Here is a 15,463-nt window from a genome sequence, read left to right on the forward strand (position 1 = left end):
ACGCCATGCCACGCGTTCATCGACCACAACCGCCAGCCCAGCATCGCCAATGCCAGACAAAGTGCGAGCGTGATGAAGATCACTGTTTGCGATTGCCGTTCGACGGAAACGGCGCCGCCCAACAGCACACCCACCGTGGCCAGTGCCAGCAGCATGGCCAGACCAAGCAGCCAGAACAGGCCGGCACGGCGCGGCGGGAGCGGTGCAGGCACGGGCGCGGAAGCAGCGGGGGCCGGATCGGCTTGCATGATTGACTGAGGATTTGGGACGAGCGTCGACGCCATCTTAGCGGCTTGTGCACAAAGCGCGCGACGAAGTGCTCAATTCTGCCGACGCGGTGCCGTTATCGAATGAGTCCCCGGTTTGTCGGGCATGGAGATAGATCGCGTGGATCGCGGCGTCATTGCTAGCCTGCTTCGTCACCCGTTGAACGCAGCTGTCGTGCTGCTGGACACGGATGGGCAGCCTTTGGCTGCCAATGCCATGGCCCGTAATCTGGGCCTGCCCGAACGCCTGTCACGTTATTGCCAGCAGTTGGCCTGCGCACGCCAGCAGCTCACCCACCAGGATGCGGTGGCATGCCCGCTGCCCGGTGAAGGGCGCCGGCTGGAAGGTTGGCTGAGCGCGGTGCAATCGCCGTCGACCGAGCCGTTGGGCTATCTGTACTCCGTGGCCAGCGATACCGAGGCGCGCAATGCGCGCTGGGCCATCGCAATGGAATCGGCGGGCCACAGTCTGTGGGATTGGGACATCGTCAGCGATGCGATCGTGCGCACCACCCCAATCCATGCCAGCTCGCCCGTACCTGCGGGTATGGGGCTGCTGGATGAGGTCCATCCGGAAGACCAGCTGCAGTTGCGCCAGGCCATCGCCACCCACCTGCACGATCCACAGGTCCCGTTCGCCTGCCAGTTCCGCCTGCGTCAAGCTGACGGCAGCTGGCACTGGGTACTCGATCGTGGCCAGGTCATCGCCCGCGCCGGCGACGGCCAGCCCCTGCGCATGGTGGGCACTTATACCGACATCCAGCAGCAGAAAGCGCTGGAAGACGAGTTGCGCTCGCAACAGGCCTTGTTGCAGCGGGCACAGCGCGTGGCAGGCATGGGCAGTTGGGTGTGGGAGCCACAGCGCGGTCGTGTGCAGTGGTCCGAAGAATTTGCCGCATCCATCGGCTGGGGCGATGTCAGCCTGCCCACTGGCCGCCAATGGCTGCGCACGCTAACCAATGACGCGCGCCGGCACCTGTTCGGCAGCTGGCGGCGCCTGCTCGATGATGCCGCCGGTGGCAGTTTCGACCTGACCTGGGGCCGCGACCCGGTAACCCAGCAGCAGCTGCGCATCTGGGTGGAACTCGATTACGACAGCGCGGGCGTGTTGCAGCGGGTGCTGGGCCAGGTGCAGAACATCAGCAACCAGCGCCGCACCGATGCCTTGATCCGCTGGCGCACCGAGCTGCTCAACCGGGTCTCGGCGCTGGGCCGCATTGGCGGCTGCGAGATCGAAGTGGACACGCGGGCGATGCAGTGGACCGAGGAGTGCTATCGCATCCACGGGTTGCGCAAGGCGCCGGTCACGCTTGACCAGGCGCTGGACCTGTACACCCCGGATTCGCGTGACCTCTTCGAGGCTGCGCTGCTGCGCATCGCCACAGGTGGCCTGCCGGAACAATTGGACCTATGTTTCTACCGTCCCTCGGGGCAGCGCGTCTGGGTGCAGGTATTGATCGAGCTGGATCAACGTGAAGGCCTGCCAGAACGTTATGTGGTGCTGTTCCGCGACATCACCCGCGAGCGCGAGGCCGACGAGCGGCTGGAACTGCTGGCCCACTACGATCTGCTGACCGGCCTACCCAACCGCATGCTGCTGCGCGAGCAGGGTGCGGAGGCCATCATCGAAGCCCGCGAACGCGGCGCGGTGCTGGCGATGCTGTTCATTGACCTGGACGGCTTCAAAACCATCAATGACACGTTTGGCCACGCCACCGGCGACATGCTGTTGAAAGCGGCGGCAGCACGCCTGCACCAGAACCTGCGTAATGCCGATCTGTTCGCCCGTTTCAATGGCGATGAGTTCATCGTGATCCTGCGTAATCTGGTGGAACCGGAGGACGCAGGGCATGTGGCGCGCAAGCTGATCGCATCGTTGGCCGAGCCGCTGTACCGCGAGGATGCAACCTTGAAGGTCGGTGCCAGCGTCGGCATCGCCCTGCTGGACGAGGGCCGCAACGACTTCGACAGCCTGCTGCGCGCCGCGGATGCGGCAATGCACGCAGCCAAGGAAGCGGGGCGCAATACTTACCAGTATTACAGCCAGGATGCGCTGGCGCGCACACAGCGCCGGGTCGAGATCGAGCATGCGCTGCATGGCGCGGTCGAGCGCGACGAGTTCAGTCTGGTCTACCAGCCACTGGTGCATGCCAACGGCGACCCGGTTCCGTCAATCGAGGCCTTGCTGCGTTGGAACAGCGGCCGGATCGGCGTGTGCAACCCTGCCGAATTCATCCCCATCGCCGAGAAATGTGGCGAGATCATCCATATCGGTGACTGGGTGCTGCGCGAGGTCTGCCGCCAGGCAGTGGTCTGGCAACAGGCCGGCCTGCAGTTTGATCGGGTGGCAGTGAACGTGTCCGCGCTGCAGCTGCGCGACCGCGGTTTTGCCGAACGTGTTGTCAGCATCTGCCAACAATCTGGCTGGCCTGCACAGCGGCTGGAACTGGAACTGACCGAATCGGCGTTGATCCGCGACACGGACGCGCTGCGGCAGTGCTTTGACGTGTTCGAGCAGCACGGCATCCCGCTGGCCGTGGATGACTTCGGTACCGGTTTTTCCAACCTGCATTACCTCAATCGTTTCCCTGTGCAGCGGCTGAAGATCGACCGCAGCTTCGTGCAGGGAATGCTGCACGATGCCGGTACCGCCGAAGTCACCCAGGCCATCGTGCACCTTGGCCATGCCCTGGGCATGCGCGTGGTGGCCGAGGGTGTCGAGACACTTGCCGAGGCGGCCATGCTCAAACAGCAGGGCTGTGACGAGCTGCAGGGCTACCTGTACTCACGGCCGCTGCGGCCTCGCGAGATGGTGCAATGGCTGCGCAGCGGCCCGGTCGAACTGTTGGATATGCCGCCTGTCACGGCGATCAACGCCATCAGCGCAACCCACTGAGCTCCGCCAACATCATCAAGCCCGGCTACACAACAGGTAGCCGGGCTTTTGTGTATGCGTGGATGTCAGCTGGCGGGCGCGTCGAACGATGCGTGCCCGTGACGTTCCGCCTCGTGCAGCCTGCCGCGGCGTGGCGCGCAGAAACGGGGGCGGCGCAACAACGTAGCCCGGGTAAGCGCAGCGCACCCGGGAACTTCTTCCGGCGCCGGTGATGCCCACAGCGCACCCGGGAAGCGCGGCGCTGCTGGTCTCGCAAGTGTCTGCCTGAAGCCCCGGGTGCGCTGCGCTTACCCGGGCTACGTTGCTGTCCTGGCTGCGGCTTCGGTAGGGTTGGATGCTCGAAGCGCGGAGCGGGCGGCGGCGCGTATGCCCGGAGGCTTTACGGAACCGACAGGTCCCAGTCCACGCTGCTGCTCAGCCATTCGTTGCTGTCGCTGCTGCGGGTTTGCAAGTGCGCTTGCTGCTCGCGCGTCGCACGCAGCAGTGCCAGTTCCTGCTGCGCGCAGTGCTCAAGCTGGGCAAATTGTTGGCGACGATTCAATGCGACGTTCGCCGGCAATGCGGGCCGCGCCTCGGTGCTGCTCGGCTTCGCCGATGACGTCGTCGTAGGGAGCGTGCTGGGGCGGGGCAGGGTGGGCATGGTTCAGTGCGGCAAGAGCAACGGCAAAGCCCCGGCCAAAGGCCGGGGCTGGGGTACGGGCCGGATGCGGGCTGGAATCAGAACAGTTCCACCGTGCCTGCACCCATGCTCTGCTGCGACACCGGCTTGTGCGGCGGACGCTCCCACTCAACCCGCATTTCGCGCAGGCGGCTGCCGGTGCAATGCAGGGCGGTGATCATCTCGCCGTCGAACACGCCGCCATTGCGATGCAGCAGTTCCTGTAGGGCGACCGCTTCGCGGTTGATCGCACCCAGGCGGTCAAGATGGGTGTGCACCCCGCCCAGGGCCTGGGTGGCGATGTCTTCGAACTGCAGGGCGCGCACGGCCTCGGCCACGCTGCCGTCGATGGCACGGCCGCATTCGGAGATCTCGCGCATGCCGTCACCGAGCGAGGCGTTGATGGCTGCCACGCTGTCCAGCATCGAGGCGGCTTCGGTACGTGCTTCACGCGACCGGTCCATATCGCGCGAGGCCATGTGGGTGACGGTTTCGCGCACCTTGGCAATGGCGTCCTTGGAGCTGTGGGCCAGCTTGCGGATCTGCTCGTTGAAGGTGGTTGAGCGCTCGGAAAGGTTGCGCACCTCGTCGGCCACAACCGCAAAGCCACGCCCGGCTTCACCGGCGCGCGCGGCTTCAATGGCGGCATTCAAGGCCAGCAGGTTGGTCTGGTCGGCAATGGACTTGACGTCTTCGAGCAGGGCAAAAATGCCGTCCAGGTGCTGCGCCATCTGGTCGATGTGCTGCACGGTGTTGCTGCTCTGGCCGCTGACCTGTTCCAGCGCCTCGACCAATTGTTCCATCTGGTGACTGGCGTTCTGGGCGAAACGCGCCACATCGACGCCGCTGCCGCCTTCATCGCCGGCACGGTCGACAATGCGGGCCAGTGCCTGGCTCTGCTGGCGCGATTTGCGGCTCATCGCGTCGAAGCTGCTGCCCAGCCCGCCGACGGCCTGCCGGATGAGCTCGCGGGCACGTTCGATCTCGCTGCGCGAGCCGTCGATCTCGTTGCTGACGAAGCTGCGCAGCTCATTGAGCAGCTGATCCTGCTCCTTCAACACCTTGGCGTGCTCGGGCGAGCGCTGGGCTTGCGTATGCACGCTCCACCAGGCGAACACCAGCCAGCTCAGCACCATGGTGGTCAAAATCGCCCACAGCGCTGCCGAAGGCCAGGACAGGGCAGCAGCGACCACGACCAGAAGGGTGAGGACCAACGGGGCTGCCAAACGGATTGCTATACGTGAATACATGGACGTTCTCGGGAGAGTCACGAATGCAGTATCGGCAGTAGCCGTGGGGTCTTTAGCCCGCTGCGGTGAATCCCCGGAGGTTTTGCGATGCAGGCCCGCCGCCGCCGTGGCGGCGGGCCTGCATGGGTCAGCGCAGGCGCCGCTCGATGGCTTCGAGCATGGCTTTGCGCGAGAACAGGAAATCCCAGTAGGCACCGCCCAGCTGGCGCCAGAGCACGGCCGAGCGCACCGCCGCCAGCAGCAACGCGCGGATCTCGGACACCACCATCGCCTGGCCCAGGTAATGCGGGTTGCCTTGCACCATGATGCGCGGCTTGAGCTGGCTGATGGTGTCGGCGTACAGCGCACCCATCGCACTCAGTACGTCCGGATGGCTGCTGTCGCCGCGTTCCTGGGCAATGCTGGCAGCACGCTGGATCCCGGCCTCTACCTTGTCGATGGTGGCGCCTTCCCGCACGAAACGGCGTTCCAGCTGCATCACCGACAACGCCAGCCGTGGCAGCAACGCATCTTTGCCCTGGTTGCGGAAGTAATCACGCAGCAGGCGCAGGCCCGGTTCGAGCTGGGTGGCGCTGCCGTACACGGCCGCCGGCGAGCTGGCGTCGATACGCAGCACGCTGTCCATCGCGGTGCGCACGATGGCGCTTTCCGAATGGCCGGTTTCGGCGATGCGGCGCACCTGCTGCAAGGCCTGGGCAATGCCGGCCAAGGCAAGTACGCGGTCATCGATAGAAAAAGTCATGGTCATCTCTCAAGGGGTAACAGGAGCCGCCAGACGGCGCTCCAAAGGTGCATCGGTTGCGGCGATCACCGCGCCGCCCAGGCATTCCATACCGTCGTACAGCACCAACGATTGACCCGGGGTGACGGCGCGTTGCGGGCGCGCGAAGTGCACATCCAGCGTACCGTCATCGCGCACCGTGACCGTGCAGGCCTCGTCCGGCTGCCGGTAGCGGGTCTGTGCGGTGCACGCGAAGCTGCGTGCGGGCGGGCTGCCGGCAATCCAGTGCATGGTCTCGCTGCGCAGCCACTGTGACTGCAGCCAGGGGCTGTCGTGGCCCTGGTCGACATACAGGATGTTGCGGGCCACATCCTTGCCCACCACGAACCACGGTGCCGCCGGGCGGCCGCGCACGCCACCGATGTTCAGGCCTTCGCGCTGGCCCAGGGTGAAATAGAACACGCCGGGGTGACGGGCGATGACCTGGCCATCGGGGTCCTGGATCTCGCCTTCCCGGGCCGGCAGGTACTGGCCCAGGAACTCGCGGAAATCACGTTCGCCGATGAAACAGATGCCGGTGGAATCCTTCTTTGCATGGGTCGGCAGGCCGGCGTCGCGGGCAATGCGGCGCAGCTCGCTTTTCTCCATGTGGCCGATCGGGAACAAGGTAGCCGCCAGTTGGGCCTGCCCGAGCTGATGCAGGAAATAGCTCTGGTCCTTGCCGCGGTCGGCGCCACGCAGCAGCCGCCAGCGGCCGGCGGACTGGTCCACCTGGGCGTAGTGGCCGGTAGCGATGCGTTCGGCGCCCAGCTCGCGGGCGGCATCCAGGAAGTGCTTGAACTTGACCTCGCGGTTGCACAGCACGTCCGGGTTGGGCGTGCGGCCGGCGGCGTATTCGGCCAGGAAGTGCTCGAACACGCCCTGCCAGTATTCCGTCGAGAAATCGCGGAAGTGGAAGGGGATATCCAGCCTCCCGCAGACTGCCACCGCATCGCGCCGGTCATCCTCGGCGCGGCAATGGCCGCTGCCATCATCGGCCCAGTTCTGCATGAACAGGCCGGCGACATCCAGGCCTTGCTGGACCAGGGTGAGCGCGGCCACCGACGAGTCGACCCCGCCGGACACGCCCACCACGATATTCGGATTGCTCACGGTGCCACCTGTCGCACGATCGAAAGCGGGTAACGCTGCCCGGCCAGCCAATCGGAGATCGTCTGCCAGACCAAGGGGCTGCGCAGTCGCGCCATGTCGGCCTGCAACGCCACCGGGCTCATCCACAGCGCCTGCACGATACCCACATCGAGCGCTTGTTCGGGATGGTGCTGCAGCGGTTCGGCGGCGAAGGCGAAGCGCAGGAACGGCGTGCCATCGGCCGCCGTCCACTGGTAACTGCCGATGAAACCGGTGAGCTGAACGTCCCAGCCGGTTTCCTCGCGGGTTTCGCGCACCGCCGCCTCGAGCAGGCTCTCGCCCGGCTCAAGATGACCGGCCGGCTGGTTCAACACCCGTCGGCCGCCTTTTTCTTCTTCCACCAGCAGCAGCTGCCCTGCGCGGGAGACCACGGTGGCCACGGTCACATGTGGCGCCCATCGCTGGGACTGCAAAGCATTCACGCTCAGTACTCGTCCTTCGACGTCATTTCCAGCTCGATCGCATCGGCGCTCTTGGCGGCCGCGTCGATGGCATCGGAGATGATCTCGGAACTGGCATTGGCGTCCACCTTGACCACGAACATCGCCACGTCGCCCTGCTTCACCCAGCCGCCGAGCTTGGAATCGTTGGAATCCTCCAGCAGGCGGTTGGCCACCAGTGCCGGGAACTGCGGGCTGCTGGACTTGTAGCCCGGCGACCAGATCTCGCGGACCTTGTGGCTGCCATAGGTTTCCACGTTGGAGCGCACGAACACCAGCTGGGTACGGTCGTCTTCCATTTCAAAGACCAGCTGGTAGTCGCCATCGCTGTCCACCTCGTACTTGTACTTGAGGGTGTCCAGTACGCGGCCGACGGCCGGATCCGCCTCGCCGGCGAACGCGGTGCCTGCGGTAGCGGTGGCCAGGGCCAGCAGAGCGATGCTGATTACAGACTTCTTCATGTTTTCCCCAGTTGTAAGGATTTGGTCAGGTAAAGGAGGGTTAGCCAGCAAATTGTGCGGGGGCAGGGGGGGCTGCGTCCAATGCCCAGAGGCTGCCACACAGACCGGCTATAATTGGGCAATGTCCCAGAAGACCCAACACGATAGCGACCATGGCCTGCTGGTCGCCCCCGGCAAGCCCGAGGTGGCGCCCCCGCCGCAGTACCAAGTGATGCTGCTCAACGACGACTACACCCCGATGGATTTCGTGGTGACGGTCCTGCAGAGCTTTTTTTCGATGGACATGGACAAGGCCACCCAGGTGATGCTGCATGTCCATACCCGCGGCCGTGGCATCTGCGGTGTCTATACCCGCGAGGTGGCCGAAACCAAGGTCGCGCAGGTCAACGAGTTCTCGCGCATGAACCAGCATCCGTTGCTGTGCACGATGGAACGCGCCTGAGCCCGTCACAGGTGCCCGGTAGGGGGGGGCTGTCCGGCTGCCTGATCGACCAGACTGAGTGCACGCGCCGCAGCGGCGGCAAAGCCGCTGTGCGGGCGCTGTTTGGGGTCAGCGCAGATGGAACGATTTGTCCTGTAAGTTGCCTGCGTAACGGCTGATCGGCCTGTTCGGGCCTTGAAACTGAATGCAGAATTCACGGTGAGCGCTGTTTTATCGTCATTACTGACGTAGCGTCTACATCATCGTAGTTAGGGTGCTGGAAAAAGCGATCCCAGGCCGCATATTGTCTCCAACCGCAACCGGAGTGCCTTATGTTCAGTAAAGACCTCGAGCAGACCATTGGTCAGTGCTACAAGCGCGCCCGGGAAGCCCGTCACGAATACATGACGGTTGAACATCTCTTGCTGGCCCTGTTGGAAAACGCATCGGCACAGGCTGTGCTGAAAGCATGTGGCGCGGATCTAGAGCGCCTGGGAAGGGAGCTGGAAAAGGCGATCAACGCCTCGGTCTCGCTGTTGGCCGAAGACGACGGCCGCGACACGCAGCCTACGCTGGGTTTCCAGCGCGTACTGCAGCGGGCCGTGTACCACGTGCAGTCCTCGGGCAAGAAGGAGGTTACCGGTGCCAATGTGCTGGTGGCGATCTTCGGCGAAAAAGAATCGCACGCGGTTTATTACCTCAATCAGCAGGATGTGACCCGGCTGGACGTGGTCAATTACCTGTCCCACGGCGTGGGCAAGAGTGGCGACGACCCGGAAATGTCCTCCCCGCTGGAAGGCGAGGGCCGGGTTGAAGGCGCTGATGGCGAAGGCAAGGGCGACTCGCTCAACGAGTTCGCCAGCAATCTCAACGAGCTGGCCAAAGCCGGGCGGATCGATCCGCTGGTCGGCCGTCGCGATGAGATCGAACGCACCATCCAGGTGCTGTGCCGCCGCCGCAAGAACAACCCGCTATACGTGGGTGAGGCCGGCGTGGGCAAGACCGCCATCGCCGAAGGCCTGGCCAAGCGCATCGTCGACGGCGAGGTGCCGGACGTGCTGGCCGATGCGGTGATCTACTCGTTGGATCTCGGCGCGCTGGTAGCGGGCACCAAGTACCGTGGCGACTTCGAGAAGCGCCTCAAGGGCGTGATCACTGCACTGAAGAAGATCCCCAACTCGGTGCTGTTCATCGACGAGATCCACACCATCATCGGTGCCGGTTCGGCTTCCGGTGGCACCATGGATGCGTCCAACCTGATCAAGCCGGCACTGGCCTCGGGCGAGCTACGCTGCATCGGCTCGACCACCTTCCAGGAATACCGTGGCATTTTCGAGAAGGACCGTGCGCTGGCGCGGCGCTTCCAGAAAATCGACATCGTCGAGCCGACCGTTGGCGAGGCCTACGAGATTCTCAAGGGCCTGCGGCCGAAGTACGAAGCACACCACAGCGTGACGTATGCCGACGATGCCTTGCAGGCAGCGGTGGACCTGTCGGTCAAGCACATCGCCGACCGGCTGTTGCCGGACAAGGCCATCGATGTCATCGACGAGGCCGGCGCACGCCAGCGGCTGTTGCCGGAAGGGCAGCGCAAGGAGCGCATCGACATCGAGGAAATCGAAACCATCATTGCCAAAATGGCGCGCATCCCGGCCAAGCAGGTCACTGCCAGTGACAAGGATGTGCTGCAGCACCTGGAGCGCAATCTGAAGATGGTGATCTTCGGCCAGGACCAGGGCATTGAGTCGCTGACCTCGGCGATCAAGCTGTCGCGCTCCGGTCTGGCCAGCCCGGACAAGCCGATCGGCAACTTCCTGTTCGCCGGCCCCACCGGCGTGGGCAAGACCGAGGTGACCCGTCAGCTGGCGTTGCAGCTGGGTATCGAGCTGGTGCGCTTCGACATGTCCGAGTACATGGAGCCGCATTCGATCAGCCGCCTGATTGGTGCCCCTCCGGGCTATGTCGGCTTCGACCAGGGCGGCCTGCTGACCGAGAAAATCGTCAAGACGCCGCATTGCGTGCTGCTGTTGGACGAGGTGGAGAAGGCGCATCCGGACATCTTCAACATCCTGTTGCAGGTGATGGACCGCGGCGTGCTCACCGACACCAACGGCCGTGAGGCCAACTTCAAGAACGTGATCCTGGTGATGACCACCAATGCCGGTGCCACCCAAGCTGCACGTCGCTCGATTGGTTTCACCAAGCAGAACCATGCCACCGACGCGATGGAGGTAATCCGCAAGAGCTTCACCCCTGAGTTCCGCAACCGCCTGGATGCGGTGGTGCAGTTCCAGCCGCTGGGCTTCAGCCACATCCTGCGGGTGGTGGACAAGTTCCTGATCGAGCTGGAGATGCTGCTGCAGGACAAGCACGTTTCGTTGTCGGCCACCCCGGCCGCCCGCGAATGGCTGGCACAACATGGTTTCGACGCGGACATGGGCGCACGCCCGATGCATCGGGTGATCCAGGACAAGGTGAAGCGCCCGCTGGCCGACGAGCTGCTGTTCGGCAAGCTGGCCAACGGTGGCAAGGTCAGCATCGACGTCCGCGATGGCGAGTTGATCGTGGACACCGAGTCCGAGCCGGAGCACCTGTTGCCGGCAACGGTGTAAGGCCGGAGCCTGCGGGCGGTAGGAGCGGCGTAAGCCGCTAAGCTGGCCCGTTGTCCGTACACACAAATCCCGCATCGAAAGGTGCGGGGTTTGTTTTTGCGTGGCTCGTTCGGCAGGGCAGAGGCCCATGTAGTGCCGAGCCATGATCGGCAAGAGGCATTACCGGGAAAGCCCCTGCCGAGCATGGCTCGGCACTACAGAATCAGGCGGGCTTCTGCCGAGCATGGCTCGGCACTACAAAAACCTGCAGGCACGCGAAAAAGCCAGCACGATGGCTGGCTTTCCTGCAACGCTCTACTTACCGCATTACTTCATGCGGTAGGTGATACGGCCCTTGGTCAGGTCGTACGGCGTCATCTCAACCTTGACGCGGTCGCCGGTCAGGATGCGGATGTAGTTCTTGCGCATGCGGCCGGAGATGTGGGCGATGATTTCATGCCCATTTTCCAGACGAACGCGGAAAGTGGTGTTCGGCAACGTCTCGCTGACGGTGCCCTCGAACTCGATGGAGTCGTCTTTCGACATGTAGTCCTGTGCGGTTCTGCGGACGGCCAATAGGCCTAAGGGCGGGCATTTTACGCTTTCGCGGGCCGGGATGCAAAGTTTGCGTTAAACCCCGGCATTCAGGCCAGCGCCGAGGCCGGAAGTTCGCCAAACCTGCGCGCCCAGCTGCTGGCATCGCCCGGCATTTGCACCAGTGCTGCAACGGCGGCCAGAAACTCCGTGCGCGGCAGGTGCTCAGCGCCCATCCGCAGCAGGTGCGGGTTCTCCACCTGCGCATCCATCAAGGGCCAGCCCCAGCGCGCCAGGGTGCCGGCCAGCGCCGCAAGCGCCACCTTCGAACCGCCGCTGCGGCCGCTGAACATGCTTTCCCCGAAAAACATCTGGCCGATGGCGACGCCGTAGATGCCGCCAACCAGTTCCTCGTCGTCAAACACTTCCACCGAGTGCGCATAGCCAAGCTGGTGCAGCTGCACGTAGGCGGCAAGCATGTCGGGGGTGATCCAGGTGCCATCCTGCCCGGGCCGTGGCGCCTGCGCGCAGGCCTGCATGACCTCGGCGAAGGCGGTATCGGCGCGGATCGTCCAGGTGCTGTTGCGCAGGCTGCGGCGGAACCGCGAGGACAGGTGGACCTGATCGGTGCGGAACACCATGCGCGGGTCCGGCGACCACCACAGCAGCGGCTGACCCTGCGAAAACCACGGAAAGATGCCGCTGGCATACGCATTGAGCAGCCGTAAAGGACTCAGGTCGCCGCCAATGGCAAGCAGACCTTCCGGGTCCCTCAGCGCCAGCTCCGCAGGAGGGAAGGGCGCATCGCTGGCGGTATCCAGCAGGAAGGGGCCTTTATTGCTCATTGCGCTGGATCTTCCTGTTTGAACGGCGAATGGCGCAGCAGGTCGGCCTCGTAGTGGGCAAGATCTTCGCGCTCGCGGCGGCACCAGTCGCGCGCCGCATCACGGAACTGGGGATGCGCAAGCCAATGATGGCTTTGCACCCGGGTCGGCAGGAAGCCACGCGCCAGTTTGTGCTCGCCCTGCGCGCCGGGTTCGAAGCGCTGCAGGCCCTCGCGCAGGCAGTAATCGATGCCCTGGTAGTAACAGGTTTCAAAATGCAGGCCGGGCAGGGTGGCACCGCCCCAATAACGGCCGTACAGCGTATCGGTGCCGCGCAGGCACAGCGCGCCGGCGATGGGTTCGCCGTCCTGCAGGGCAAGGAACAGCACCAGCTGGCGCGGCATCTGTGCCGCCAGGTGGCGCAGGAAGGCAAGCGTCAGTGCAGGCGCATTGCCATATTCGGCGAAGGTCTGCAGGTAGAAGCCATGCATCGACCGCAGTTCGTCGTCACTGGTTTCATCACCGTGACGCGTCACGAAAGTAATGCCGGCCTGTGCGACCTTGGCACGTTCCTGACGGATGTTCTTGCGCCGCTTGTGGTCCATCGCGGCGAGGAAATCATCGAAAGCGTTCCATTCAGGGCGGCGCTGCCACTGGAACTGCACATCGTCGCGCTGCAGCCACTGCGCGCCGAACAGCGGGCTCTCTTCGGCCAGATGGAAGTTGATATGTGCCGAGGACAGCGCCTCGTCCTGCACATGCGCAACGATGGCCTGCAGCAGCGCCTGGCGGTCTGCCTCGCTGCGGGCCAGCAGGCGCGGCCCGGTAACCGGCGAGTAGGGCACACCGCCCAGCCATTTCGGGAAGTACTCCAGCCCATGGCGTGCGTAGGCATTGGCCCAGGCGTGGTCGAACACGAACTCGCCGTGCGAGTTCTGCTTCAGATAACCGGGTGCGGCAGCGACAAGTTCGTCATTGCGCCACAGGCTCAGGTGCTGGGCTTGCCAGCCCCATTCCGGGCGCAGGCAGCCATGCTGTTCCAGCCCACTGAGAAAGGCATGGCTGATGAAGGGATTGCTGCCGCCGTGCAGGCCATCCCAAGCAGGCGCACCGACGTCTCGCAGATGGGAAAGGACTCGGAGTTGCGTCATCAATGGAGCCTAACGTATCCGCCCGGCATCGTTCATTTAGGCGCGGGGCTGGAGGGCACGTCAGTCCCCCAACTGATCGTGCGCACTTCCTCTTTGATTGCTGTCATATCGCAATTCCAGACAGGCTCCGGCAGTTGCTGCAAACGCGCGTTTGCAAACGCCGCGACGCGATGGACGCCGCGTGCTTGTCCAGCCGCCGCTGCCACGCTGTTGTTGCAAAAGCGGTACGTCACGGCGGGCTGAGGGACGCCGGCCAATGGCTGAGGCGAGCGCGTGTAATACGACTGGATCGCCGCGTTGATGATGTTGTTGGCGGCAATCTCCTGCATGGCAAAAAGCCCAATGCCGACGCTGTCCGGAGAGATGGTATCGAGTGTCTTGCCCGGCAACTGCTGGAAATAAGTGGCTGCGGCATTGCCTCCGCCTTCCACTTCCTTCAGAAGCGCCAGTGTCATCAGCTGCTCGATGGCGGTGGTTTTTCCCGCCATCGAATCTTCCTGCAGCCAGGTCAACGCCAGTTGCCGACGTTCCGGCGCCATTCGTACGCCGGCAACGAGGCAGCCGGCGAGGGCAGGGGAAAGCATCTCCCTGGTTTTGACATTACCGCCCATGGCGGATGCCAGCATTTCGTCGAGTCCCTTGCGCACATTCGGGTCTGCCGACTGCAGGACAAGTTGCATCGTTGCCAGCGAGCGCTTGCTGCCGCCGAGATAAGCAAGGGCAGGATCCTGCTTCACCAGCTCCGCAACCATGTCCTGCGACAGGCATAGGTTGCGAACCATGGGATTCATCTCTGAAGGAGCCAGCGGCGGCGGAACTGCTTTCGCCGCCGCTGCTGCATTTGCAGCCGCCATGGAAGCTGCGATCAAGACCAGGCGATACATTCAACAATCCTTGTCAGTTCACCAGCAGGCGCTCAGGCGCCCTTTTCGTCCAGGAAGCGTTCGGCGTCCAGTGCGGCCATGCAGCCGAAGCCGGCCGAGGTGATGGCTTGGCGGTAGTGCTGGTCGGCCACGTCGCCGGCGGCGAATACGCCTTCGACCGAGGTCATGGTGGCGTTGCCGCCCAGGCCGGAGCGGATTTCCAGGTAGCCGTTGTTCATGGCCAGCTGGCCGGTGAACAGCTCGGTGTTGGGCTGGTGGCCGATGGCGACGAAGAAGCCATGGGCTTCGATATCGCGGGTGCTGCCGTCCAGCGTGGACTTCACGCGCACGCCGGTGACACCAGCGTCATTGCCCAGCACTTCGTCCACCTGGTGGTGCCACACGGTCTCGATCTTGCCGGCAGCAACCTTGGCGAACAGCTTGTCCTGCATGATCTTTTCTGCCTTCAACGTGTCGCGGCGGTGGACCAGGTAGACCTTGCGGGCGATGTTGGACAGGTACAGCGCTTCTTCGACCGCGGTGTTGCCGCCGCCGACCACGACCACGTCCTGGTCCTTGTAGAAGAAGCCGTCGCAGGTGGCGCAGGCCGACACGCCGCGGCCCTTGAAGGCTTCCTCGGACGGAATGCCCAGGTACTTGGCGGTGGCGCCGGTGGCGATGATCAGCGCATCGGCGGTGTACTGGGTACTGTCACCGGTCAGGGTGAACGGGCGCTTGGACAGATCGGCGGTATGGATGTGGTCGAATACCACCTCGGTATCGAAGCGCTCGGCATGGGCCTGCATCCGCGCCATCAGGTCCGGACCCATCAGGCCGTGGGCATCGCCCGGCCAGTTGTCGACTTCGGTAGTGGTCATCAGCTGGCCGCCCTGCTGCAGGCCGGTCACCACCAGCGGCTTCAGGTTGGCGCGCGCGCCATAGACCGCAGAGGTCCAGCCGGCGGGGCCAGAGCCGAGGATCAACAGGCGGGTGTGCTTGGTCGGGAGGCTGGAAGTGCTCATGTATACTCGCGAAAGTCAGGATTGGTGGCCCGAACGCGGCATTCCGCAACTGTCCGGGCAAGCCAATAGAGTGGCGGTCTGACCCCTGTGAATCAAGGCACGTGAATGGAACTGCGCGGCCCGTTGGATACACCTTCGCTGTTTCCTGCATCGCCGCCGTCATGATCGGGCGGT

14 protein-coding genes are annotated in these 15,463 nt (G+C 64.1%); 3 read left to right on the top strand and 11 right to left on the bottom strand.

From position 1 onward, the window contains the following. The first annotated feature begins 372 nt into the window (after window positions 1-372). Complete coding sequence (locus tag BCV67_RS19060) at window positions 373-3,162, top strand: bifunctional diguanylate cyclase/phosphodiesterase (RefSeq protein WP_428999488.1); 2,790 nt, start codon at window positions 373-375, stop codon at window positions 3,160-3,162. A 379-nt stretch (window positions 3,163-3,541) separates the two neighbouring features. Here BCV67_RS19060 and BCV67_RS19065 read toward each other — a convergent pair whose 3' ends face one another. The 6 genes from BCV67_RS19065 to BCV67_RS19090 form a co-directional block, all read right to left on the bottom strand. Then, entirely contained in the window at window positions 3,542-3,802 is a 261-nt protein-coding gene (locus tag BCV67_RS19065) for a hypothetical protein (protein ID WP_156455799.1), read from the bottom strand. 77 nt (window positions 3,803-3,879) lie between these two features. Next, entirely contained in the window at window positions 3,880-5,070 is a 1,191-nt protein-coding gene (locus BCV67_RS19070; protein WP_062167542.1) for a methyl-accepting chemotaxis protein, read from the bottom strand. Window positions 5,071-5,197: 127 nt separating this feature from the next. Then, window positions 5,198-5,812, bottom strand: a complete 615-nt coding sequence (gene hflD, locus BCV67_RS19075) for a high frequency lysogenization protein HflD (protein ID WP_062171543.1) — start codon at window positions 5,810-5,812, stop codon at window positions 5,198-5,200. Between the two features lie 9 nt (window positions 5,813-5,821). Further along, window positions 5,822-6,943 carry a tRNA 2-thiouridine(34) synthase MnmA gene (gene mnmA, locus BCV67_RS19080; protein WP_062167540.1) on the bottom strand — a complete coding sequence of 374 codons (1,122 nt, stop codon included), beginning with the start codon at window positions 6,941-6,943 and terminating at the stop codon, window positions 5,822-5,824. Next, on the bottom strand, window positions 6,940-7,404 hold the full coding sequence (locus BCV67_RS19085; protein WP_062167538.1) for an NUDIX hydrolase: 465 nt from the start codon (window positions 7,402-7,404) through the stop codon (window positions 6,940-6,942). Before BCV67_RS19085 ends, mnmA begins: the two co-directional genes overlap by 4 nt. A 2-nt stretch (window positions 7,405-7,406) precedes the next feature. Further along, window positions 7,407-7,883 carry a hypothetical protein gene (locus BCV67_RS19090; RefSeq protein ID WP_062167536.1) on the bottom strand — a complete coding sequence of 159 codons (477 nt, stop codon included), beginning with the start codon at window positions 7,881-7,883 and terminating at the stop codon, window positions 7,407-7,409. A gap of 121 nt (window positions 7,884-8,004) precedes the next feature. Between BCV67_RS19090 and clpS the strand changes: the two genes are divergently transcribed. Both clpS and clpA read left to right on the top strand, forming a co-directional pair. Next, window positions 8,005-8,325 (top strand): ATP-dependent Clp protease adapter ClpS, encoded by a 321-nt coding sequence (clpS, locus tag BCV67_RS19095; RefSeq protein WP_062167534.1) that lies wholly within the window; start codon window positions 8,005-8,007, stop codon window positions 8,323-8,325. 311 nt (window positions 8,326-8,636) lie between these two features. Continuing rightward, window positions 8,637-10,916 (top strand): ATP-dependent Clp protease ATP-binding subunit ClpA, encoded by a 2,280-nt coding sequence (gene clpA, locus BCV67_RS19100; protein ID WP_062167532.1) that lies wholly within the window; start codon window positions 8,637-8,639, stop codon window positions 10,914-10,916. Between the two features lie 306 nt (window positions 10,917-11,222). Here the strand turns inward: clpA and infA are convergent, their stop codons facing one another. The 5 genes from infA to trxB all read right to left on the bottom strand — a co-directional run bounded on the left by infA (window position 11,223) and on the right by trxB (window position 15,289). Beyond that, window positions 11,223-11,441, bottom strand: coding sequence for a translation initiation factor IF-1 (gene infA / locus BCV67_RS19105; RefSeq protein WP_005409596.1), 219 nt, complete (start codon window positions 11,439-11,441; stop codon window positions 11,223-11,225). Between the two features lie 98 nt (window positions 11,442-11,539). After that, on the bottom strand, window positions 11,540-12,274 hold the full coding sequence (aat, locus tag BCV67_RS19110; protein ID WP_062167531.1) for a leucyl/phenylalanyl-tRNA--protein transferase: 735 nt from the start codon (window positions 12,272-12,274) through the stop codon (window positions 11,540-11,542). Continuing rightward, window positions 12,271-13,404 carry a GNAT family N-acetyltransferase gene (locus BCV67_RS19115; RefSeq protein WP_062167529.1) on the bottom strand — a complete coding sequence of 378 codons (1,134 nt, stop codon included), beginning with the start codon at window positions 13,402-13,404 and terminating at the stop codon, window positions 12,271-12,273. The genes aat and BCV67_RS19115 overlap by 4 nt, the downstream gene beginning before the upstream one ends. Window positions 13,405-13,436: 32 nt before the next feature. Beyond that, a complete protein-coding gene (locus BCV67_RS19120; protein WP_156455798.1) occupies window positions 13,437-14,288 on the bottom strand; it encodes a hypothetical protein in 852 nt (283 codons plus the stop codon). A gap of 32 nt (window positions 14,289-14,320) precedes the next feature. Next, a complete protein-coding gene (gene trxB / locus BCV67_RS19125; protein ID WP_062167524.1) occupies window positions 14,321-15,289 on the bottom strand; it encodes a thioredoxin-disulfide reductase in 969 nt (322 codons plus the stop codon). Window positions 15,290-15,463: the final 174 nt, after the last annotated feature.

Origin of the sequence: Stenotrophomonas nitritireducens, assembly GCF_001700965.1 — a bacterium.
GTDB lineage: Bacteria > Pseudomonadota > Gammaproteobacteria > Xanthomonadales > Xanthomonadaceae > Stenotrophomonas > Stenotrophomonas nitritireducens_A.